The organism is Streptomyces filipinensis, from assembly GCF_014649495.1.
Lineage (GTDB): Bacteria > Actinomycetota > Actinomycetes > Streptomycetales > Streptomycetaceae > Streptomyces > Streptomyces filipinensis.
In genome coordinates this window covers 362,123-383,057 of record NZ_BMTD01000001.1, presented here as the reverse complement: position 1 = coordinate 383,057, position 20,935 = coordinate 362,123, and the positions used below count along the sequence as shown (strand labels likewise).

Below are 20,935 nucleotides of genomic sequence, written 5' to 3'. Positions count from 1 at the left end.
TTGATGTCGCAGATGCCCCAGCAGGCCGCACTGTCGAAGTGCCCGAGCTGCGCGGAGCCCGTGGAGTCGGGTGACCGTTTCTGCGGAGCGTGCGGGTACGACCTCTCCGTCGTACCCGTGCCGCCGCAGGACCATCCGACGCTCACCATGACCGGTTCCGCGCCCGGCTCCCCCGGGGACGGCGTGGACTGGCCCGCTCCCGAGCCGGCGGGTCCCGGCACCCCGCCGGCGGTGCACCTGCCGGCCGACCTGCCCGGCACCGACTCCGGCGGCTCGCCGCTGCCCGCGGACGCGCCCGCCGGCGCGGCCCCGCACGGGCACGAGCCCGGCGCGCCCGGCGACGAGCCCGGCGCGGCAGCGCACGGGGACGAGACCGGTGTGCCGCAGCCGGCCGGTTCCGGGGTGCGCTTCGACCGGCCCGCGGAGCCCGATGAGTACCCGCTGCAGGCGCCCGACCCGCGCGTGGCCGAACACCCGGAGCCCACAGCCCCGCCCGAGGAGCCGGCGCAGGTGTGCGTGGCCTGCCGCGCGGGCCGGGTGGACAGCGACGGCTACTGCGAGAACTGCGGGCACGCCCAGCCCCGTGAACGCGACCACCTGGAGCGCGAGTCGGGTCCGGTGGCCGCCGTCAGTGACCGGGGCCTGCGCCACCACCGCAACGAGGACGCGTTCGCCGTCGGCCACACCACGCTGGCCGACGGCACCCCGGCCGTCCTCGCGATCGTCTGCGACGGCGTGTCCTCCGCGACCCGCCCCGACGACGCGTCGAGCGCCGCCTCCCAGGCGGCCGGTGACACGCTGCTGGCCGCCCTGCCGCGCGGTACGCATCCGCAGACGGCGATGCACGAGGCGATCGTCGCGGCCGCGCAGGCCGTCAACGCGCTCGCCGAGGAGCCCGCCACGGCCCGTGAGCACGCCCCGCACCAGAACGCCCCGGCCTGCACGATCGTCGGCGCGGTGGTCGCCGCCGGGCTGCTGGTCGTCGGCTGGGTGGGCGACAGCCGCGTCTACTGGGTGCCGGACGATCGCGGCGCGCCCGCGGCCCGGCTGACCGAGGACGACTCCTGGGCCGCGCAGATGGTCGCCGCCGGCCTGATGAGCGAGGCCGAGGCGTACGCCGACGAGCGCGCCCACGCGATCACCGGCTGGCTCGGCGCGGACGCCTACGAACTGGAGCCGCACACCGCGTCCTTCAAGCCCGACCGGCCCGGCGTGGTGGTGGTGTGCACCGACGGCCTGTGGAACTACGCCGAGACGGCCGAGGAGATGTGCGAGGTCGTCCCGCCGGACGCGGCCACGCGCCCGCTGCACGGCGCCCGGGTCCTGGTCGGTCACGCCCTGGACGGCGGGGGCCACGACAACGTAACAGTGGCCGTCGTGCCGTTCCCGGCGCCGCCCCAGGGGGCAGTATCGGCCTGAGGCCGTACGAACCGTACGAACGGGGAAGCCTCACCGGGCCGCGGGGGAGCGGTCCGTTCACACGTACCGCCTCGCGTCAGCGGGGTGTGCCGAGGGGGATTCGAGCGAGCATGGCCATTTTCGCGAAGTCGCATGTGCCGCAGTTCTCGATGGACGTCTACCAGAACGAGTACCTGCCCGAGGGCGGCCGCGAGGTCAACGCCATCGTCACCGTGACGGCGACCGGCGGCGGCACCGTCGGCAGCCACCTGGCCCCGGTGTACCCGCGGGGCCGCGGCCCGTCCGCGGCGGTGGCGATCATGGTGGACTGCTCCGGTTCCATGGACTACCCGCCGACCAAGATGCGGGGTGCCCGGGACGCCACGGCCGCCGCGGTCGACGCCCTGCGCGACGGCACGCACTTCGCGGTGATCGACGGCACACACGTGGCCAAGGAGGTCTATCCGGGCGGCGGGCGGCTCGCGGTCGCCGACGCCACCACCCGCGAGCAGGCCAGGCAGGCACTGCGCCGGCTGAGCGCGGGCGGAGGTACGGCCATCGGGACCTGGCTGCGCCTGGCGGACCGGCTGCTGAACTCGGCGGACGTCTCCATCCGGCACGGCATCCTGCTCACCGACGGCCGCAACGAACACGAGTCGCCGCAGGATCTGAGGGCCACGCTGGAGGCCTGTGCCGGACGGTTCACCTGTGACGCGCGGGGCGTGGGCACCGACTGGGAAGTGAAAGAAGTCACAGGCATCGCCTCGGCACTGCTCGGCACGGCCGACATCGTCGCCGATCCGGCCGGGCTCGCCGCCGACTTCACGCGGATGATGGAGACGGCGATGGGCAAGGAGGTCGCCGACGTCTCCCTCCGGGTGTGGACGCCGGTCGGCACGAAGATCCGCTTCGTCAAGCAAGTGGCGCCCGCCGTCGAGGACTTGACCGACCGTCGCGGCGAGGCCGGGCCGCGCGCCGGGGACTACCCGACCGGGTCCTGGGGCGACGAGTCCCGCGACTACCACCTGTGCGTGGAGGTCCCGCCGGCCGGCCTCGGCCAGGAGATGCTCGCCGCGCGGGTGTCCCTGGTCGTGCCGGAGCCGGACGGTTCGGCGCAGAACCTCGGCGCGCAGGGCCTGGTGCGGGCGGTGTGGACCGACGACATGACGGCCTCGACCTCGATCAACCCCCAAGTCGCCCACTACACGGGGCAGGCCGAACTGGCACAAGCCATTCAACAGGGCCTGGATCTTCGCAAAGCGGGCGATTTCGATGGAGCAACGGCCAAACTGGGCCGCGCTGTTCAGCTCGCCAACGCCTCCGGGAACGCCGATACTGCGAAACTGCTTGCGAAGGTGGTGGACGTGGTCGACGCCGCGACAGGTACTGTGCGGTTGAAGACGAAGGTCGCGGAGGCGGATGAGATGACTCTGGAGACCCGGTCCACAAAGACTGTTCGTGTAAAGAAGTGACCCAGTAGAAGATCCGGAGAAGGGGAAGCGCCGACATGCCGACCTGCCCGAACGGACACCAGTCGGGTTCCGACGACTGGTGCGAGGTCTGCGGTCACCGCATGGCCGGTGCCGTACCTCCGCCCCCGCCGCCCCCGCCCGCGGGCGGTTACGGCTTCCCGCCCCCGCAGGGCGACCCGGCCGGCGCACGCCCGCCGGCCGCGGCGGCCCCGGAGCCGGAGCTGTGCCCGCAGTGCCGTACGCCCCGCGAGGGCGGCGCGCCCTTCTGCGAGGAGTGCCGGTGGAACTTCCTGACCAACACGGCCACCTCCTACACCCCGGCCGCGCCGCCGCGCCCGGCGCAGCCGCGGTTCCAGCCGCCGAGCGCGACGTACGGCGGCGGTGACGGGTACGAGTACCAGGGCTCGCGGCCCTCGCAGGTGAACCGGCCCGCCGAGCCGATCCCGTCCTTCGGCAGCGAGCCGTCGGGCCCGACGCCGTTCGGCGGCGACCGTGGCCCGTCCGGCCCGCCGACCCCGCCCGGCCCGCCGGGCCAGGGCGGTCCGTCCGGCTTCGGCGGCGGCCCGGGTCAGGGTCCTGGTCCTGGCGGTCCCGGAGGTCCTTCCGGCTTCCGTGGCGCTCCGGGCCAGGGTCCCGGTGGTCCCGGTGGCCCGTCCGGCTTCGGCGGCCCCGGTCAGGGTCCGGCCGGTCCTGGTGGTCCCGGCGCTCCCGGCGGTCCGTCCGGCTTCGGCGGCGGCCCGGGTCAGGGTCCTGGTCCTGGCGGTCCTTCCGGCTTCGGTGGCGCTCCGGGCCAGGGTCCCGGTGGTCCCGGCGGTCCGTCCGGCTTCGGCGGCCCCGGTCAGGGTCCGGCCGGTCCTGGTGGTCCCGGCGCTCCCGGCGGTCCGTCCGGCTTCGGCGGCGGCCCGGGTCAGGGTCCTGGTGGCCCCGGCGCGCCCGCCGGTCCGCCGTCCTTCGGGCGTGAGCCGTCCGGTCCCGGCGGCCCGTTCGGCCGTGAGCCCTCCGGCCCCGGTGGCCCCGCACCGACCCAGGGCGGCCCCGGCGGCTTCGGTGGCGACCCCTCCCGTCCGGTACCGCCCCCGCCGGCCGGTCCGGGCGGTGCCCCGCAGGCGTTCCAGCAGTCCGGTCCGCCCGCGCCCCCCGCGTTCCCGGGCGAGACCGGCCGGCCGCCCGCCGGCGGTCCGTCCTTCGGCGGCGCCGAGGACGACTGGATGCTCTCCCCGCCGTCGTCCGCCGGCCCGTCCGGACCGGGGCAGCCGCAGGGTCCCGGCGGCGGCCCGGGTGGCGGTTACGGCTACCCGCAGCCCGGCGCCACGCAGGCACCGCCCGGCGGCCCCGGCTTCCCGCCGCAGCGGGTCACCTGGACGGTGACCATCGGTCCGGACCGCGACTACTTCATGGCGATGATGCACCGCTCGGGCCCCGAGGCCACGGGGCTGAACCTGCCCGCGTACTCGCCCGAGCAGCAGCGCACGCTCAGCGGCAACCAGCTCACCATCGGCCGCCGCCGGCACTCCACCGGCGACACCCCCGACATCGATCTGGCGGTGCCGCCGGAGGACCCGGGCGTCTCGCACCAGCACGCGGTGCTGGTGCAGCAGCCGGACGGCAGCTGGGCGGTCGTCGACCAGAACTCGACCAACGGCACCACGGTCAACATGTCCGAGGAACCGATCCAGCCGTTCGTGCCGGTTCCGCTGCAGGACGGCGACCGGGTGCACGTGGGCGCCTGGACGACGATCACCATCCGCCGCGGCTAGCAGGGGTCAGGACAGGGGCCAGGCGTACGGCCCCGCCGGCTCGTCCAGCCACGCCCAGGTGTGCTCGCCGCCGACCGTGACGCCGTACCGCTCGCGCTCCGGCGTGCCCTCGCGCTCCCACAGCGCGTAGGCCTCCCGCGGATCGAGGGTGCCCCGGGTCAGCGCGAGCAGGAAACGGAACGTCTCCTGCTCGCGGGCCCCGTCCGGCAGCCCGGCGAACGACACGCCCTCCGGCTGTGCCCGGCCCGCGCCGCGCAGCGGTACGAAGTAGGCGGCGGTGGGCAGGAACCGGCCCTCGGCGTGTGCCGCGTCCCGCACCGTGAGCGCGAGCAGACCGGTGGCCAGCGGGGTCAGGATCCGGGCACCGGGGCGGCACTGGGCGAGCCAGGCGCGCGGGATCGTGGACAGTTCGCAGGTGGCGATGATCCGGTCGTAGGGGGCGCGTTCGGGCACGCCGCGCGCGCCGTCGCCGGTGACGACGGCCGGGCGGAACCCGGCCGCGGCCAGGTGCCGGCGGGCCGCCTCGGTGATCTCCGGTTCCAGGTCGACGGTCGTGACGAGGTCGTCGTCGCCGAGCCGGTGGGCGAGCAGGGCCGCGTTGTAGCCGGTGCCGGCGCCCACTTCCAGGACCCGGTCGCCCTCCTCGACCTCCAGGGCGGCCAGCATCCGCGCCATCAGCGAGGGCTGGCTGCTGGAGGAGAGCAGCTCGCCGTCGCGCAGCCGGGTGGCCAGCGGTACGTCCGCGTAGGCGCCGCGGACCCAGCGCGCACGGGCCTGGGGGTCGGGGCTCTCGCCCCAGCGGCGCTCATAGCCGTGCGGCCCGGCGACGTAGTAGTACGGCACGAACAGGTGCCGGGGCACCGCCGCGAACGCCTCCCGCCACACCGGGTCCCCGGCGAAGGCCCCGTCGGCGTCGATCTCCCGCACCAGCGCGTCCCGCGCGGCGGCGGCCAGGCGGTCGGTCTCGGTGTCGTAGGCGCCCATGGGTCCACAGTAGGGGCGGGGCGGTTCCCCGGGGTCCTAGGCCTTGAGTCCTGGGCCACCCGGTCTGAGACGATGGACGGGTGAATGAGATTCGGCGCGGCACGCTTCAGGAGCAGACCTTCTACGAGCAGGTCGGCGGGGAGGAGACCTTCCGTCGGCTCGTCCACCGTTTCTACGAGGGAGTCGCCGGGGACCCGGGCTTCAGGGCGATGTACCCGGAGGAGGACCTGGGCCCGGCAGAGGAGCGCCTCACCCTGTTCCTGATGCAGTACTGGGGCGGCCCCACCACCTACAGCGACAACCGCGGCCACCCCCGGCTGCGCATGCGGCACGCCCCGTTCACGGTGGACCGGGCGGCGCACGACGCCTGGCTGAGGCACATGCGGGTGGCCGTCGACGAACTCGGGCTCTCCGAGGAGCACGAGACGACGCTGTGGAACTACCTGACGTACGCCGCCGCGTCGATGATCAACGCCCCGGACTGACGAACAGCCGTCACTGAACGCCGGATTCCGGCCGCCTGTGGCCGGAATCCGGTCACTTTCACTCGACGCCACGACCGGCCACGAGACGGTCGTGGCCCGCGAGTACGCCATGCTCGACCGCGCCGGCCGCCTCCAGCTGCCCGCCGACTGCCTCCGCGCCCTGGACATGCGCGACCGGGTGGCCATGGAACTGGAGTCGGACCACATCGGGGTATGGCCGGACGAGGTGCAGTGGGACCGGGTGGGTTCAGCGGATGGTGACGCCCAGCGGACCGAGCCCGGCCCGGCGCACCACGACGGACCCGTAGGGGGTGCGCAGCCTGAGCCACGCCCCCGAGGAGAACAGCCCGGTGTCGGCCGGACCGACGCCCGGCCGCAGGAAGCCCAGGGACTGGGCCGCGTGCACGGCCCGCACCGGAAGCCCGGTCCGCGCTATCTCCCGGGACCAGATGTCCCGGCCGATCCGGTCCAGTTCCGCGCGGGTACGCCCGTCCGGCGCCAGTTCCTGCGTACGGGACCGGAACTCGGCGACCGCCGCGGCGACCGTCGCCCGCAGCGCGTCCGGGGCGGGCAGCCCCGGCTCGGCCTGCCAGCCGCCGCGCGGCGGCAGCACACCGGCCCACGGCGGGCCGGTGACCGCGGCGGGCACGGCGGCGGTGGCCGCGCGCTCGTCCACGCCCTCCAGGAACTCACCCGCGGAGACGGTCACGTCGAGGGTGACGTCGAGGCCGTTCTCGTACGGCTTGGCCAGCCGCACCGCGCGTACGGCCAGCACCTCGAAGGACGGCGGGCGGCCGAAGACGGCGAGCGCCGTGCCGGCCGCCTGCAGGCGCACCGCGGCTCCACGGTCGTAGTGGAGCAGCCGGGAGAGGAAGGCGGCGAGGTCGGCCGCCTCCGTCTCGTCGGCCAGGTGCAGCACCGTCATGCGGCGACGGCCTCCTCGTCGGCGTCGTCCCGGTACTTCTGCAGGAACTCCCGCTCCTGGGCGGTGAGCCGGCGCGGCCGCTGCGTCTCGAAGTCGAACGGGACGACCACGGTGGCGGCCCGCACGTAGACCGCCTCCGCGTCCTTCACCTCGTAGGTGACGGTGAAGGACGCGGCCTTGATGTCCGTGACCCACAGCTCGATGTCCACGGGCGTGGGCCGGTGGACGAGCTGCCGCTTGTAGTCGATCTCATGGCGCGCCACCACGGACCCCTGCTTGGACTCCTTGCCCCGCAGGGACAGGAAGTCGATCCGAGCCTCCTCCAGGTAGCGCAGGAAGATCGCGTTGTTGACATGTCCGTACGCGTCCATGTCCGACCAGCGCAACGGGCAGCGGTAGATGTGACGCAAGACCGATCAGCCCCGGGTCAGCTTCTTGTAGGTGGCGCGGTGCGGACGCGCGGCGTCCGGGCCCAGCCGCTCGATCTTGTTCTTCTCGTACGACTCGAAGTTGCCCTCGAACCAGAACCACTTCGACTCACCCTCGTAGGCGAGGATGTGCGTGGCGACCCGGTCGAGGAACCACCGGTCGTGGGAGACGACGACGGCGCAGCCGGGGAAGTCCAGCAGCGCGTTCTCCAGGCTGGAGAGGGTCTCGACGTCGAGGTCGTTGGTGGGCTCGTCGAGGAGCAGCAGGTTGCCGCCCTGCTTGAGGGTGAGCGCCAGGTTGAGGCGGTTGCGCTCACCACCGGACAGGACGCCGGTCGGCTTCTGCTGGTCCGGACCCTTGAAGCCGAACGCCGACACGTACGCCCGGCTCGGCATCTCGACCTGGCCGACGTTGATGTAGTCGAGCCCGTCGGACACGACCTCCCACAGCGTCTTCTTCGGGTCGAGGTTCTCGCGGCTCTGGTCGACGTAGGAGATCTTGACGGTCTCGCCGACCTTGATGTCACCGGCGTCCGGCGTCTCCAGGCCCTGGATCATCTTGAACAGGGTGGTCTTGCCGGCGCCGTTCGGGCCGATGACGCCCACGATGCCGTTGCGCGGCAGCGTGAAGCTGAGGCCGTCCACGAGGACCTTCTCACCGAAGGCCTTGTTGAGCTTGTCGACCTCGACGACGATGTTGCCCAGGCGCGGGCCCGGCGGGATCTGGATCTCCTCGAAGTCCAGCTTCCGCATCTTGTCGGCCTCGGCGGCCATCTCCTCGTAGCGGGCGAGACGGGCCTTGGACTTGGCCTGGCGCCCCTTGGCGTTGGAGCGCACCCACTCCAGCTCTTCCTTGAGCCGCTTCTGCCGCTTGGCGTCCTTCTGGCCCTCGACCTTCAGACGGGTCGCCTTGGTCTCCAGGTACGTGGAGTAGTTGCCCTCGTACGGGTAGGCACGGCCGCGGTCGAGCTCAAGGATCCACTCGGCGACGTTGTCGAGGAAGTACCGGTCGTGGGTGATCGCGACCACGGTCCCCGGGTACTTGGCCAGGTGCTGCTCCAGCCAGTTCACGGACTCGGCGTCGAGGTGGTTGGTGGGCTCGTCGAGGAGCAGCAGGTCGGGCTGCTCCAGCAGCAGCTTGCAGAGCGCGACGCGGCGCTTCTCGCCACCGGAGAGGTTGGTGACGGGCCAGTCGCCGGGGGGGCACCCGAGGGCGTCCATGGCCTGCTCCAGCTGGGCGTCGAGGTCCCAGGCGTTGGCGTGGTCCAGCTCCTCCTGCAGCTTGCCCATCTCGTCGAGCAGCGCGTCGGAGTAGTCGGTCGCCATCAGCTCGGCGATCTCGTTGAACCGGTCGAGCTTGCCCTTGATCTCGGCGACACCCTCCTGGACGTTCTCCAGGACGGTCTTCGCCTCGTTCAGCGGGGGCTCCTGCAGCAGGATGCCGACGCTGTAGCCCGGGGACAGGAACGCGTCGCCGTTCGACGGCTGCTCAAGCCCGGCCATGATCTTCAGCACGGTCGACTTACCGGCACCGTTCGGACCGACGACGCCGATCTTCGCCCCCGGCAGGAAGTTCAGGGTGACGTCGTCGAGGATCACCTTGTCGCCGTGCGCTTTGCGCGCCTTGCGCATGGTGTAAATGAACTCAGCCAAGAGAAACCGTCCGGCAGCTTGAAATCTGGCAGTGGGCAGATACACCCCATCTTGCCTGAACGCCAGGCTTGGGTGTTAACCCGTTTGGTGCGGGGGCTGTGACCTGGGGTTTCTCGGATGGCGGCGACAGCTCGCCTGTCACTGTCGGTCGCCGTCGGGTGGCCTCGGGGAGCCTCGGACGGCCCAGGGACGGCCGAAGTGGGGCACTGCTCGCGGGCTGGACGGGCACGCCTGGGGCACGGCTGCCCCCTTTTACGAGCAGCCCCGGCGGGCAGCAGGTTCACCGTCGGCTGTCGGCCAGGGCTTGTCCCGGCGATCATGCGCGGAGCCAGACGACCAGGTGGCTGTGTCCATGAGAACAGACAGCGGATGTTCACGACTATGGGCCCTCCGCGACCGCCACGCAGGCCGTTGCCGCCCTCCGTGCCCCCGAACACGATTGCGGGAGCTGGGTGCGATCATGCACGCGTGAACCATCTCGGCGACGCGAACCTGCGCACCTGGACACTGCGCATCACGGCCCTCCTAGCGGCCGACGCCCGAGATCAACTTGCCTGGCTGGGCGAGCGTGAGCTGGAGACGAAGGACGTCGTTGAAGAGGTGGAGCTCATGTGCCGCGTGTCCGAGGGGCTCGCGGAGCGCGGAGCCTTCGAGCCTGAGGATCAGCGTCATCTTCGGGCCATCGGCCGTCGCATCGGCGAGATCGATGCCACCCGCCGGGTCGGCCCCTGGGACAACGCTCTGGCCACAGATTCGGCATGGGACGACATTCGTTCTCTCGCTCGTCGGTTTCTCCTCATGAGGCTGGGAGACTGGCATCAGCCACTGCCACGCCTCGTGCCCCCGCCCATGGGCGACCACTGAGCCGTCCAGGCCGCCTGTGCGGCTCTGACACAGTCGGCGCCGCACACTAATCGGCGGGAACGTCGCGACTATGTTCGGACGGATGTTGCCAGGGCCGCACACCGCCTGCCAAGCCCCGGGGGCCGCCTCTCGGGCCGAAACTCAAGCCGCGTTCGGATCCTCGGTGCGCTCTGACGCCTCGCGTAGCCATGAACGTCTGCTGTCCGTTCTCATGGACAAAGCCACTGGCGATTAATCGGGATCTCGTACACGATCTCGCAGTGAGCAGCGGGCACCACGATGTCCGCAGTCTCCACGGGCCGCCCCTGGTCGCTGTAGTACGTCCGCCGGATGTGCGTGACGAGCGCGGCCTTCTGGATGCCGAGTATCGACGCCTCCTCGGCGGTCGCCTGCCTCGGCTCGGGCTGCTCCACGGCGTGGCTGACGGTGACCCCGATCGCGGCCATGCGGTGCACGACACCCGCCCCGGCGTGCGGCCCTCCCTCGGGGAGGACGACGAGGGTGCCGGCGGTGAGGTCGTACGGCTCCCAGCTCGTGGACAGCTGCACCGGCCTGCCGTCGCTCAGGAACTCGTACGTCGTCCGGACACACAGCTCACCCTCGGCGATTCCGAGCCGGGCCGCGATGTCCGCGGGAGCCGGCACCTTGGCGTCACTCCGGCTCTCCCAGTCCCCCTGCCTGCCCACGGCCTTCATGTCCGCTCGGAACGGCGACCCGTCGGGCCGCTCACGCGCCGACGAACGGACCATCCGCACCCGCTGCCGGGGCTCAGCGACGTACGTGCCCGAACCAGCCCGCCCCTCCAGGCCGAGCCATTGTCCTGACCGGCTCGGACCTGTCGGTTCCTGGCCCTGTCGCGTGACGCCGGCTGAGGAACCAGACTTGTCGGTGGGGCACCCTCCTGGAGGGGCTTGCCCGCGACGGAAGGACGGATCCATGCCCACGGACTCGCTCCCCGGCCCGCTGCGGTTCCTGGTCTTCGGCGCGGCCCTGCGGGCCGATTCTACGAACGCCCGCCTCGCCTCCCTCGTGGCCCGGCTCATCTCCGACACCGGTGCCGCCGTCGACCTCGCCACCATGCGCGACTTTGAGATGCCCTTGTACGACGGCGACATGGAGGCCGGCGCAGGGCTGCCGCACGGCGCTCTCGCCCTGCGCGACCGGCTTGAGCGGAGCGACGCCTTCGTCATTTCCTCGCCGGAGTACAACGCCTCCGTGCCGGGAGTACTGAAGAACGCGATCGACTGGGTCTCGCGTGTCAGGCCGCAGCCGTTCAAGACCAAGCACGCGCTGCTCGTCTCCGCCTCGCCGTCGCTGGTCGGAGGCAACCGCGGATTGTGGGCTCTGAGGATTCCCCTGGAACACCTGGGCACCCGCGTCTACCCGGACATGTTCAGCGTGGCCAACAGCTACCAGGCCTTCGCCGAAGACGGAACGCTGGCCGACCCCGGGCTGCAACAGCGTCTCACCGAGACGGTGTCGGGTTTCCTCAGCCTCGTCGAGGCAGACGTGCGCTACGTCTGTCTCGAACGCCGCTGGTACGAGTTCCTGGGAGACCGCACCGAGGCGGCCATCACTCAGCGGGCCGAGAAGTGAGTTCCTCGATTGCGAGTCCGGTGTCGATTGTTCCCCGGGGTACCCCGCTTGATCCAGCACACGTCTGGCACGGCTCCGGCTCGCCGGAGCGTGAGCTCGACGGGGAGTGACCATCGCTTTGGGAGTTCGTTCTCGTCCCGGTCCGGCGGGGGCTCGCCTCATGCACGGGTACCGCACGCGGCTGCTGGTTGTCGTCGCCGTCCGCTGCCGTTGATGTCACTCGTGGCTGGCTGCACTCAGGACAGGCCGGGGCTTCTTCGGCCATGCGGAGCACCCTAATGAGGCTCAGCCACGCTGCTTCTCTGCTCTGTCGCCATCGATCCGCTGTGACGTGCGGCGACTGAGCGTCCTTCGACGGCCCGAGGACGGCCAGGGAGGGCGCTCACACGGCGGTCTACAAGAACGTGAGCCGTGGCGTCGTTGCTCTCGTCTTCCTGTGTCGACCGGTCGCCGGTGCAGAACGCACGTCAAGCGAGTCGACCACCGTGAGATGGCTGACCCCGGAGGAAGTCGAGGCGATGGGGGAGGTCTACGCGGTCCGTGTGCTCGATGCCCTGGACACCGCAACCGCTCCGCACGTCCGCTCACATGACGGCCGGGGTCGCGACGGCTTTCAGGATGGTTCGGCTCGTTCATCAGCGTGGCCGCTGGAATGGCGGAGCTCCCCGATCCATCTCAAGGCGGACAGGGAGGGCATGAAGAAGTATTCGCCGCCGCGCAGCACGTTGAATGTCTGGATGCCGTGGATGCGGCGCCGGACCGGATGTTGCGGAATGGTGAACGTCGCCCCGTCCTCCTGCAGCCCGACGTTCGGATCGCGTTCGTCGCCCAGGTCCATGAAGTTGCCGTTGTTGATCCACTCTTGCTGCAGGAACTCCATCGTGGCCATTGCCTTGGCGCTGAGGAAGATGAAGTAGGTGCCGCGTGCTACCTCGTCGTCCTGCTCCGAGGTCGCGTCAGGGTCGTAGGGTGCCCCGTAGGTCGTGCTGCGCCGGATGATCCGGTGGAGGTTCACGTCGGCGAGTAGGGCCATCTTGGTGTCGCGCGGGTTCATGCGCCGCATGTGTGAGCCGAGCGGCACCTGCCGGCCGTGCGGATCCGCGGCGTAGGTGAAGTCGTTGTTCCGGCGCGCGTCCGCGCCGAGCGCTGGGTCGTCCTGCGTCGGGGCGAGCGTCAAGGGCGCGCCGCTGCGCCAGCGGCCCACCAGCTTCGCGGCGAGCAGTTCCCGCTCCTGCTCGGTCTGCGCGTGCTCGCGCAGGAACCGGTTGAACGTCCCGACGCGGGCCTGGTAGTTGCGCAGCCCGACGAAGGTGCCGTTGCGGCCCAGCACGTCCGGGAGGGGCATCGGCAGCGGCACGCCGGCCTCGCCGGGGTAGCCGAGGATGAACTCGCCGGCCTTGATCGGTGGTCCCTGGCCGGGCAACGAGTCGACGCCGCAGCCCTCGATGGCCGGCTGGCCGATCGAATCTTTGTAGCCCAGCGGATTGAGGTCGCCTGGCTGGGCGCCGAAGTCCCGCATCAGCATTACGGTGACGCCGGAGAACCCCTGATACTGCTGGCCCGCGGTCTCCATCGCGCGGCGCCACTTGTCTTCCGTGTCGCTGAAGATGCTGACCGCGATGTGGATCTCCCCGGTGCCGAAGGGCCGGTCCCAGTTCGTCGGGTCGTTTGGTCCGTAGTCCCGGAGCTTGTCGGCGCGTGCGGCCATCCCCACGCGGAATGCTTCGGGGAAGGACCGGAGCGAATCCTCTGGCAGGCCTAGAGCCACCAGCCCGGTGGAGCTGATGGCGATTGAGGTCCAGACGTCGCCGGCCTGCCACCAGTCGGCGGCAGAGTCGACATAGGGGGTCAGCCGCTGCACGAATTCGCGGCCGGCCTGGGCATCCTCCACGTGGAGCATGACGTGCGTGCCGTAGTAGGGCTCGGGCCGGTAGCGCAGCACCGTCGCCTGGATGTCGTCGAGCTCCACGGTGACGGGGGCGCGCGGAAGGTCGCCTCCGAGGCGATCGACGAGCGGCATGGCGTTCTCCCCACAAGAACCCGAGACGAGCCGGCTCACGGGGACAGTCTCGCCGGGTGGCGCGGCGCACCCCGCAGACTGTCCGGGTGGCCGGACTAGTCGCTGATCTTGTCCAGGAATTCTTCCAGCGCGTGGCCGACGCGGTTCAGCCGCCTGGTCTCCGCCACCGTCAGATCTGGATTCGCGACGTACCAGCCATCGGCCGCGATCTGGTACTTCGCGATCCAGTCCTTCACCGACGGGCTGCGCGTTCCCGGCCATCCCACGCAATTGCACATAAACAGATCCAGTTCGTCCGGGATCTTCGTTGCGAAGTCGTCGATGTAGGGGTCCCACTCATCGTCGTAGGCGGTGCAGAAGAGCAGCTTCGTGTCGTTGTCAAGGAATACGAAGCGCATATCGTGGACGGTGCCGACCCTGTCTGTGTCATCGAAGTTTCCGTCCCGCAGCTGCAGGAAGGCGCGCAGTCGCTCCGCTCCACCTTCCACGAACGGAGCGATCAGGGTGAGCTCCGAGACCCTGCCCTGGCGGCTGCCGACCCGGCCAGCGGATTCCATCCGCGTTCGCGGCTTCCCCACAAACGACGTCGCGTCTTTTCGGAGTACGTTCTCCAGCGCCCGCTTTCCCACCTCCGGCGCGTCGGCGTAGAGCTCTCGCAGCTTCTGGATCTTCTGCTCCACGGCCTGATCGGGTTCCGGTGCGGTCCCTGTCCCTTCTTGCATTGTCATAGCTGTCCTGCCCTTTCGATCCGGTTCGATTCCTGCGCCCGGATAATGGCCACACGACCCACGGATGCGCCGCGGACCGGATGGTTACCGCCCGAGCCGGGCTCGTGGGCCTCTGATCACGGCAACACCGCATCGGCACTGGTCGGCTCGGTTTGCGGCTGGTGGTTGAGCGTCCGGCGGACCTTGGCCGACGCCGTGTAGATCCGTCGCACGTTCATGATTTCGCCCAGCGGGCGGTGAGCGGACGTGACACGCCACTGATTGAACGCGAGCGCGTCACCCTTCTCGAAGTTCTCGGGTCCCGAGATGTCCTGGCGCGGTAGATGCACGCGCCCCACGGTGACAAAGGGGGACAACTTTTCGGGCCATTCCACGGTCAGGACGTTCACTGGCATAGCCGTGAGGTCCGTGCACAGCTGGACCTGAAGATCGAAATCGAATGGTCTCGCCTGTAGCTCGTCCGCCAGCGTCGGATAAAACACGTCCGGGCCAATCGTGAGGTCGAGATCACGATGGATCACGTGCGTGGCGCTCTCCGCGGCCGGCGCGACACGTATCTTGGCGATGTAGTCCCCATGACGTACCGCGCCCATGCTCCAGAACGTGGTGAGCAGCGGATTGCGCACATGCGTCTGCGTTACCAGTCTCACGATCGCGAATAGCTCGTCCCATGCCCACTCTTGCTGCTGCAGCTGGCCCTTGCCCGTGAGCACATCCGCCAGCAGCTCGTGGAGACCCGCCTTGCCGCGCGTCAGGTAGTCCTGCGCGTTGTTCGCGATGTCCTCGATGAACAGGTAGTGTTTCGCCGTATTGCTGATGAAGATCGGATTATTTTTGAGCACGAGGTCGAAGGTGGTCGAGTCCGGCTCGTCTTCCACGAGTTTTGGTCCGTCGATATCGAATATTTTGATCGCGAAGCCAAGGCCGGGTCCGAGTTGTGCGTCCGTGCCCAGGTGGGTGGACGTGCTGGAGAAGCGAATCAGTGCGCCGTGGCGGCCCGGCTTGGCATAGATGCCCTGCGCATACGCCGCCGGCACATCAGCCAAGATCTCGACTTCTGCCTTGACCAGGCCGAACGACTTCGCGTGCGCGCCGCGGACGGCCCGCCCGGTGCCCTCGGTACTCGGCGATTCACGGCCCTTTTTCTCCCAGAAATCGATGATCTGTGCCAGCAGCTCGTCGAGATGGGGATCGATGGTCTCGATCTCAGGGGTATAACGAACGAACTCGGATGACATCTGTCGCTCCTCCAAGTCGGCCTCGCTTGTCCCGTTCGTTCAATGCTTGAGGCTCTGCTGAACTCCACCCGAGTAATATTTGGCGGCCAAGTACAGCCTTTGAGTACTGCTGGACTTGATGGTCCCGAGTGCGCCCGGCACTGTCGGCGACTGGCGGAGGTTGCCGCTGTTGATCCGCTCTTGTCCGAGAACTATCCATCGCCTCGGCACTAACTCTGATCATTCATGCGCCCAGCAGACGGGAGGTGACCTCGTGCAGGTGATCTTTCGTCGTAAGCCCGTCGGCGCTTGCCGGTGTGAGTCCGGCCCGGGTACCTGGTACCTGCCAGGAGGCCCAATGTCCGAGCACGCTGGGGCCCGGTCTTGAAACGGGTCAACTACAGACTGGGGCAGTCGCCGAAGGGCGCATCACCCGACCTGAGTTGCATCATTACGGTGTAATCGTCGCATGCGTTGGGCAGGAGCGCGAGCCGTTCGAGGGCGGCCAGCGACGACCGACAACGGCCAATGACGACCACAACCCCGCAGCTCTCCGGCGGCGAGGCCTTTTCATGCCCCCTCGTGGCAAGTAACACCCCATCTTGCCGTACGGCCACCCCTGGGCGGAGACTCGTCAGCTTGGGCGGCTCTGACCTGGTGTTTTACCGCGGGCGACACGGGCCGCATGAACCTCAGCCAGGGCGGCCGACATCCCTTACCACACATGCGCCACCTGTGGCAACATTGCTCGTGTGGCATCTGGTGCTGAAGACAGGCGAGAGGAGTGCATCATGATCGCCAAGCTGCTCGGCAAGCTCTCCTTCACCCGCCACTACGGTGCGTACGGGGCCCACGAATGGGATGCGTACGCCGGCGACTGAAGCTGACCGCGATGCCGGCGGGTGCCCCCGGGCGCCCGCCGGCTCCCCACCACGCAACCGACGACATCGGCCTGGTCACGTCGCGAGAGTCAGGGACGGTCTCATGGGCCGGATGAACGAGCCGCCGCGGTTGCCCGAGGGCGGCTTCGCGTCCTGGAGCCGCGACCGGCTGGCGATGGCGTGCCGCGGCGCTGACGAGTGCGGGGACGTCTGGCAGCTGGAGCCGGGCGTCTACGTAGCCGCTACGGCCGGGCCGTGTGAAGAAGTCCTGCGCCGCGCACAGGACTTCCCCAAGGCGCCCTCGCCTCTCTTCCCGCCGTTGAAGCGGTCGAGCGGAGCACCGACACCCGAGGAGCGTGTCCACGCACACGCCGCCCGCATGCGGGGACTTCGCCCCCAAACGGTCGCCGCCCGGATCGGTGAGATCGCGCCCGGGACGGCTCGATTCGCCGACCAGTGGCCTCTGGGCGAGGACGTCGAAGTTCTGCCCGTGGTCCGGCACACCCTTGCCGAGATCGGCGTGCGCTACCTCTTCTCCGAAGACGCTCCCACCCTGCTGCCCTACGCCTCACAGCTCTTCCTGGCCCGGGAGGTGCTCGTACGCCCCTCGCGCTGGGTGTGGCCGCGCTGGATTCCCACACCGGCACGGCGGTTCCGCACACGGCAGCAAGTCGCCTTCACCGACGCTCTGCGGCCGATCGTCCGCCGGCGCCGTTCATCGGGCCGGCTCGGTGACGACGTGCTGGGACAGATGCTCCGGCCCTCCCCCCGCCACGGCCTCCTGCCGGAAGAGGCGGTCCTCGACACTCTGCCCGGAATCACCGTCGCCACCTTCGAGACACCTTCCCGGGCGGCCGGTTGGATCCTTCTCGGCCTGGCCCGGCACCCCCAGGCAGCGGGCCGCGTCGCGGCCGAGGCCGCCTTGCTGCCCGCGGACCCGGCCGCGACGACCAGCACCCACCTCGACCGGCTGCAATACACCCAGGCACTGGTACGCGAGGTGCTCCGGCTGCACCCCCCGAGCTGGCTGCTGACCCGGCGCACCACGCGACAGACTCAGCTCGCCGGCTACACCATCGACGCCGGGTCCACCGTTCTCGTCTGCCCCTACACCGCCCACCGCGACGCACGGGAACACTCCGAGCCGGACCAGTTCCAGCCCGAGCGCTGGCTCGATGGTCCGGGCTCGCCGGCGAAGCCCGGGGTCTTCCTCTCCTTCGGTACCGGGCCGCACGGCTGTGAGGGAGAGGCCCTGGCCATGGCGATGCTGACGCTCCTCACCGCGCAGACCGCCCGCCGCTGCCACTTGAGCGAGCCGCCCGGACCCGGACCCAGCCACCAGGTCACCACCCTCGAAGGTCTCGCCACCGTCGGCTTGCGTCTGCGTGCCACCTCGCGCAGCCGGGAGCAGTCCCGCTTCCCGTGAGAGCCCGCCTCCGCCCGCGGACAGCGGGCGTCGATCCTCATGGTTCGCTCAGCGTGTGTCGCCGGTCGAACTCGTCGGCGAGCATGCCCATCATGACGAGGTCGTGGTACCGGCCGGCGAAGAAGACGTGTTCCCGCAGGCGCCCCTCCTCGGTGAAGCCGAGCCCACGGAACAGCGCCAGCGACGCCTCGTTGTGGGCGAAGACCGCTGCCAGGCATTTGTGGTAGCGCCGCTCGGCGAACATGAAGCGCAGCAGCAGCACCACCGCTTCTGCCGCGTAGCCCTTGCGCCGGTGGTCAGCCCCGATCGTGACCTCACACTCGAACCACCCTGAACGAGGGCCGGTGCGATGTGAGCCGACTGTGCCGACCAGCTCTGCCGTGACCGTCGTTTCGACCGCCAACAGGAAGCGGTCGTCGTCGCACCTGGCAACGGCCTGCTCCTTCGCCCAGGCGCGGTAGCTCTCGGCCGACCGGGGCAGATCCAGCCGGCGCCCTCGCCGCCCGTCATCGTCGGCGAAGCGCGTGAACACGGTCCAGTCGTCGGGCTCCACGGCGCGCAGGCGTACCCGATGACCGGTCCAGGACGATGCCATGCGCCATTTGATCACGCTGCCGTACGCGCGGGACCGGGAGGCGCGCCGAGGCTCCGTCAGTCGCCCGGCTGCTCCCGCTTGCGGAGCACCACCAGGACCGCCCCGCCGATCACCACGAACCCGATGGCGACGCCGGCGATCAGGGGGGTGATCGCCGAACCGCCCGTGGTGGCGAGGTCGGTGCCGGGTGCTGTGGTGCCGCCGCTCACCGTGGCCGGGCTGGGCTCGTTGCGGGTCCGGGTCGTCCGGGTCGTGATCGTGCCCTGGGTCCGGCAGTCGAGCACGCCGGTGAAGCGGTGGCTGTAGCCGTGCGGCCCGGTGATCGTGAAGTCGTAGGCCTGGTCCTCCTGGAGCGGGACGGTCACCGTGCGGGAGGCACCCGCGGGGACGGTGTGCTCCGCGCCCATCAACTGGAAGGTGAAGGGTTTGTCGCCCTTGTTGGCCGCGATGACGTCCACGCCGCTGCGGGCGCAGTCCTTACGGGCCGACAGCTCCGGTATGGCACCCTCGGCCGCCCAGGTGGCGGTCGCGGTCGCCGAGACCGTGGACTCGCTGGAACCGGCCAGGACCTGGGTCTGACTGCGGCTGTCGGAGGCGAAGGCACGGCCCACGGGCACGGTGGTCGACCCCTGCACGGTCAGCTGGGCCGTGCCGGCCGACGCGTCCGCGGGGATGCGGAAGTACAGCCGGCTGCCGTCCTGCGCGGACGTGATCGCCTTGCCCGTCTTGTCGATGATCCGCACCCCGCTGGTGGCCGCGTCCGCCGGCGGACTCACCGCGACCGTGCCCGCGTTGGTGTGCACGGTCACCGGTCCGAGCAGGTCGCCCGGCCGGCCGGAGACCGCGGGCGGGTCCAGGGTCAGCGAGGCCTGTGGTTCACCGAGGCCACGGGCACGCTTGTGCAGGTAGTCGGCGAGCTTCTCGGCCTGCGGGTCGACGGCGTCGACCTTCGCGCCGTCGGAGTAGCGCCAGATGGCGACCTGGGTGCCGGCCGCCGCGTCCTGCTCGGTCAGGGCGCCGGCGCCCGCCTGGCGGGCGAGCGCGGCGAGGTCGTTGACCTGGGGGTAGGAGTGCTGCAGGATCCAGCGGATCTTGCCGGCGTCCTTGTTGGCGCCCAGCGAGGTCCCGCTCCAGGGCGTCTCCTGGTAGTGGGCGTCGCGCTGGGTGGGGTTGTGGAGGTCGACGCAGTACGTCTGCAGGGTGCCGCCGCCGTCCACGGACATCTCGAACAGGCCGGCCTCCACCCGCTGGTCGCCGCCGTCCTCGTGGATCACGGCCTCGCCGAAGGTCTTCAGACCGTTGATCGTGGCCGTCGCCCCGCCCTGGCTCTGCGGCGTCTCGTCGGCCTCGGCCCTGCCGGCGCCGGACAGCACACCGGCCGCCATCAGACCGGACGCCGTCGCGGCGGCGGCCAGACGGGCCGCTCCGGTGGAACGGCGGAACCCAGAGAACGCAGCAAGCACAGAATTCCCCTTCGAGCAGGACCCGTTGGACGTGGGGGGACGGTCCCACCAGCAGAATCGGCAGCCCCTAGGGGCACGCCCGGCATCCTATGGATCAGGCGGAGCCTGTCCTGCCGGTCGGATGATCCGATGGGCGATCCGATCCGTAATCGTTATCGCCGGGACCGTCCATGAGCTGGGCATATCGACAAATCCACCCGTTCGTACGGGGAGTTCGGCCACCGGGTGACCGGCGGCCGGGTGCGCGCTGACGTCATGTCACCGCCGCTGGCTCCGGCACGTGTTGGGCCGCGTCCTCGTCCGGTGTGCGGGCGGGCTTGGGGGGCGTCTCCCAGTTCGGCTCCGGCCGGGTCGCCGTGGCAGGCGACTCCGGTTTGGCCGCGCGCTGGAAGGCGGCCGTGCCCCGGGAGAGGTCGTGGCCGATCGCCACGGCGTCGATGTCGGCGGAGGTCCACTGCTGCTGCCCCTCGCGCGTCTCCGTGCGCACCTTCAGCCGGCCCTGTACGACGACCGGCTGGCCCACCTCCACGCTCGCGGCCACGTTGACCGCGAGCTGGCGGCCCGCCCACACCGTGAAGAAGTTGGTGTGCCCGTCCGTCCAGACGCTCTTCTCCCGGTCCCAGTAGCGCGCGGTCACCGCGAGCCGGAACCGGGCCGACGGACCCGTCGACTGCTCCCGGTACACCGGCTGGGTCGCCACGTTGCCCACCACGCAGACGATCGTCTCGTTCATGTCCTCACTCCCCTCCCCCGCCAGGCCCGTCACGGCCGGGCGGACACGCGTACGGGCCCGTCCCGTACGGCTGCGTCTGCCGCGCCGGCACGTACGACCGCCGTACGTGCCCGCGCGTCCCGTCGATCGCCGGCACCGTCCGCCGTCCCTCCGGCCGGACCTGCCGTGCGATCGCCGCGACCCCAGACTGCCTCCGCCGGGCCGGGCCCGCCGAGCGCTGTGGACGACCGCCCACCTGTGGAGAACCCCGCCACCCGCACGAGTGAAACCGCTCCCTGGCCACCGCCGTCACCCAGGCGACCGCGACGGC

Annotated in this window: 17 protein-coding genes and 3 pseudogenes; 9 read left to right on the top strand and 11 right to left on the bottom strand. The window is 70.5% G+C overall.

The genetic code is table 11. The features are described from left to right. Positions 1-3: 3 nt before the first annotated feature. From IE244_RS01685 to IE244_RS01675, 3 genes are all read left to right on the top strand, one after another. Entirely contained in the window at positions 4-1,419 is a 1,416-nt protein-coding gene (locus IE244_RS01685) for a PP2C family protein-serine/threonine phosphatase (RefSeq protein ID WP_191870810.1), read from the top strand. Positions 1,420-1,529: 110 nt separating this feature from the next. Further along, positions 1,530-2,870 (top strand): vWA domain-containing protein, encoded by a 1,341-nt coding sequence (locus tag IE244_RS01680; protein WP_191870809.1) that lies wholly within the window; start codon positions 1,530-1,532, stop codon positions 2,868-2,870. A 35-nt stretch (positions 2,871-2,905) separates the two neighbouring features. Continuing rightward, a complete protein-coding gene (locus tag IE244_RS01675) occupies positions 2,906-4,627 on the top strand; it encodes an FHA domain-containing protein (protein ID WP_191870808.1) in 1,722 nt (573 codons plus the stop codon). Between the two features lie 6 nt (positions 4,628-4,633). On the opposite strand, the gene IE244_RS01670 is transcribed toward IE244_RS01675, so the two are convergent. Next, the gene (locus tag IE244_RS01670; RefSeq protein WP_191870807.1) at positions 4,634-5,611 is read right to left on the bottom strand and encodes a methyltransferase domain-containing protein; all 978 of its coding nucleotides are present in this window, start codon (positions 5,609-5,611) and stop codon (positions 4,634-4,636) included. Positions 5,612-5,691: 80 nt separating this feature from the next. Here IE244_RS01670 and IE244_RS01665 point away from each other — a divergent pair, with 80 nt between their 5' ends. Continuing rightward, entirely contained in the window at positions 5,692-6,096 is a 405-nt protein-coding gene (locus tag IE244_RS01665) for a globin (protein ID WP_191870806.1), read from the top strand. A 64-nt stretch (positions 6,097-6,160) separates the two neighbouring features. Then, positions 6,161-6,328 (top strand): annotated as a pseudogene (locus IE244_RS41705) (ABC transporter ATP-binding protein); the annotation flags it as partial. 15 nt (positions 6,329-6,343) lie between these two features. Here the strand turns inward: IE244_RS41705 and IE244_RS01660 are convergent. From IE244_RS01660 to ettA, 3 genes are read right to left on the bottom strand one after another with little or no spacing between them, the layout of a single operon-like run. After that, positions 6,344-7,021 (bottom strand): DUF8185 domain-containing protein, encoded by a 678-nt coding sequence (locus tag IE244_RS01660; RefSeq protein ID WP_191870805.1) that lies wholly within the window; start codon positions 7,019-7,021, stop codon positions 6,344-6,346. Further along, positions 7,018-7,431 carry an acyl-CoA thioesterase gene (locus IE244_RS01655; RefSeq protein WP_191870804.1) on the bottom strand — a complete coding sequence of 138 codons (414 nt, stop codon included), beginning with the start codon at positions 7,429-7,431 and terminating at the stop codon, positions 7,018-7,020. The genes IE244_RS01660 and IE244_RS01655 overlap by 4 nt, the downstream gene beginning before the upstream one ends. Before the next feature lie 6 nt (positions 7,432-7,437). Further along, positions 7,438-9,102, bottom strand: coding sequence for an energy-dependent translational throttle protein EttA (gene ettA / locus IE244_RS01650; protein WP_191870803.1), 1,665 nt, complete (start codon positions 9,100-9,102; stop codon positions 7,438-7,440). A 468-nt stretch (positions 9,103-9,570) separates the two neighbouring features. Here ettA and IE244_RS01645 point away from each other — a divergent pair, with 468 nt between their 5' ends. Further along, positions 9,571-9,966, top strand: coding sequence for a hypothetical protein (locus tag IE244_RS01645; RefSeq protein ID WP_191870802.1), 396 nt, complete (start codon positions 9,571-9,573; stop codon positions 9,964-9,966). A 209-nt stretch (positions 9,967-10,175) separates the two neighbouring features. On the opposite strand, the pseudogene IE244_RS01640 reads toward IE244_RS01645, so the two are convergent. Then, positions 10,176-10,968: pseudogene (locus IE244_RS01640) on the bottom strand (GntR family transcriptional regulator). Between IE244_RS01640 and IE244_RS01635 the strand changes: the two are divergent. Together IE244_RS01635 and IE244_RS41700 are read left to right on the top strand one after the other, a co-directional pair. After that, positions 10,903-11,562, top strand: coding sequence for an NADPH-dependent FMN reductase (locus IE244_RS01635; RefSeq protein WP_191870801.1), 660 nt, complete (start codon positions 10,903-10,905; stop codon positions 11,560-11,562). The pseudogene IE244_RS01640 and the gene IE244_RS01635 overlap by 66 nt on opposite strands. Before the next feature lie 386 nt (positions 11,563-11,948). Continuing rightward, positions 11,949-12,161: pseudogene (locus IE244_RS41700) on the top strand (DNA mismatch repair protein MutT); the annotation flags it as partial. Positions 12,162-12,175: 14 nt separating this feature from the next. Here IE244_RS41700 and IE244_RS01630 read toward each other — a convergent pair. The 3 genes from IE244_RS01630 to IE244_RS01620 all read right to left on the bottom strand — a co-directional run bounded on the left by IE244_RS01630 (position 12,176) and on the right by IE244_RS01620 (position 15,548). Then, positions 12,176-13,621, bottom strand: coding sequence for a Dyp-type peroxidase (locus tag IE244_RS01630; protein WP_229853912.1), 1,446 nt, complete (start codon positions 13,619-13,621; stop codon positions 12,176-12,178). Positions 13,622-13,677: 56 nt separating this feature from the next. Further along, positions 13,678-14,262, bottom strand: a complete 585-nt coding sequence (locus IE244_RS01625) for a hypothetical protein (protein ID WP_229853911.1) — start codon at positions 14,260-14,262, stop codon at positions 13,678-13,680. A 164-nt stretch (positions 14,263-14,426) separates the two neighbouring features. Further along, positions 14,427-15,548 (bottom strand): catalase family protein, encoded by a 1,122-nt coding sequence (locus IE244_RS01620; RefSeq protein WP_191870799.1) that lies wholly within the window; start codon positions 15,546-15,548, stop codon positions 14,427-14,429. 972 nt (positions 15,549-16,520) lie between these two features. On the opposite strand from IE244_RS01620, the gene IE244_RS01615 reads away from it, so the two are divergent. Next, complete coding sequence (locus IE244_RS01615; RefSeq protein ID WP_229853910.1) at positions 16,521-17,834, top strand: cytochrome P450; 1,314 nt, start codon at positions 16,521-16,523, stop codon at positions 17,832-17,834. 37 nt (positions 17,835-17,871) lie between these two features. Here the strand turns inward: IE244_RS01615 and IE244_RS01610 are convergent, their stop codons facing one another. The 3 genes from IE244_RS01610 to IE244_RS01600 form a co-directional block, all read right to left on the bottom strand. Beyond that, positions 17,872-18,429 carry a GNAT family N-acetyltransferase gene (locus IE244_RS01610; RefSeq protein WP_191870798.1) on the bottom strand — a complete coding sequence of 186 codons (558 nt, stop codon included), beginning with the start codon at positions 18,427-18,429 and terminating at the stop codon, positions 17,872-17,874. 56 nt (positions 18,430-18,485) lie between these two features. Further along, entirely contained in the window at positions 18,486-19,892 is a 1,407-nt protein-coding gene (locus IE244_RS01605; RefSeq protein ID WP_373305696.1) for a Cys-Gln thioester bond-forming surface protein, read from the bottom strand. 253 nt (positions 19,893-20,145) lie between these two features. After that, a complete protein-coding gene (locus tag IE244_RS01600) occupies positions 20,146-20,625 on the bottom strand; it encodes a single-stranded DNA-binding protein (protein WP_191870797.1) in 480 nt (159 codons plus the stop codon). Positions 20,626-20,935: the final 310 nt, after the last annotated feature.

What these genes read in the sequence shown, in the direction of transcription:
- IE244_RS01685 (WP_191870810.1), top strand. Translation starts at nt 4, where the DNA reads ATGTCGCAGATGCCCCAGCAGGCCGCACTGTCGAAGTGCCCGAGCTGC.
- IE244_RS01680 (WP_191870809.1), top strand. Translation starts at nt 1,530, where the DNA reads ATGGCCATTTTCGCGAAGTCGCATGTGCCGCAGTTCTCGATGGACGTC.
- IE244_RS01675 (WP_191870808.1), top strand. Translation starts at nt 2,906, where the DNA reads ATGCCGACCTGCCCGAACGGACACCAGTCGGGTTCCGACGACTGGTGC.
- IE244_RS01670 (WP_191870807.1), bottom strand. Translation starts at nt 5,611, where the DNA reads ATGGGCGCCTACGACACCGAGACCGACCGCCTGGCCGCCGCCGCGCGG.
- IE244_RS01660 (WP_191870805.1), bottom strand. Translation starts at nt 7,021, where the DNA reads ATGACGGTGCTGCACCTGGCCGACGAGACGGAGGCGGCCGACCTCGCC.
- IE244_RS01635 (WP_191870801.1), top strand. Translation starts at nt 10,903, where the DNA reads ATGCCCACGGACTCGCTCCCCGGCCCGCTGCGGTTCCTGGTCTTCGGC.
- IE244_RS01620 (WP_191870799.1), bottom strand. Translation starts at nt 15,548, where the DNA reads ATGTCATCCGAGTTCGTTCGTTATACCCCTGAGATCGAGACCATCGAT.
- IE244_RS01615 (WP_229853910.1), top strand. Translation starts at nt 16,521, where the DNA reads ATGAACGAGCCGCCGCGGTTGCCCGAGGGCGGCTTCGCGTCCTGGAGC.
- IE244_RS01610 (WP_191870798.1), bottom strand. Translation starts at nt 18,429, where the DNA reads ATGGCATCGTCCTGGACCGGTCATCGGGTACGCCTGCGCGCCGTGGAG.
- IE244_RS01600 (WP_191870797.1), bottom strand. Translation starts at nt 20,625, where the DNA reads ATGAACGAGACGATCGTCTGCGTGGTGGGCAACGTGGCGACCCAGCCG.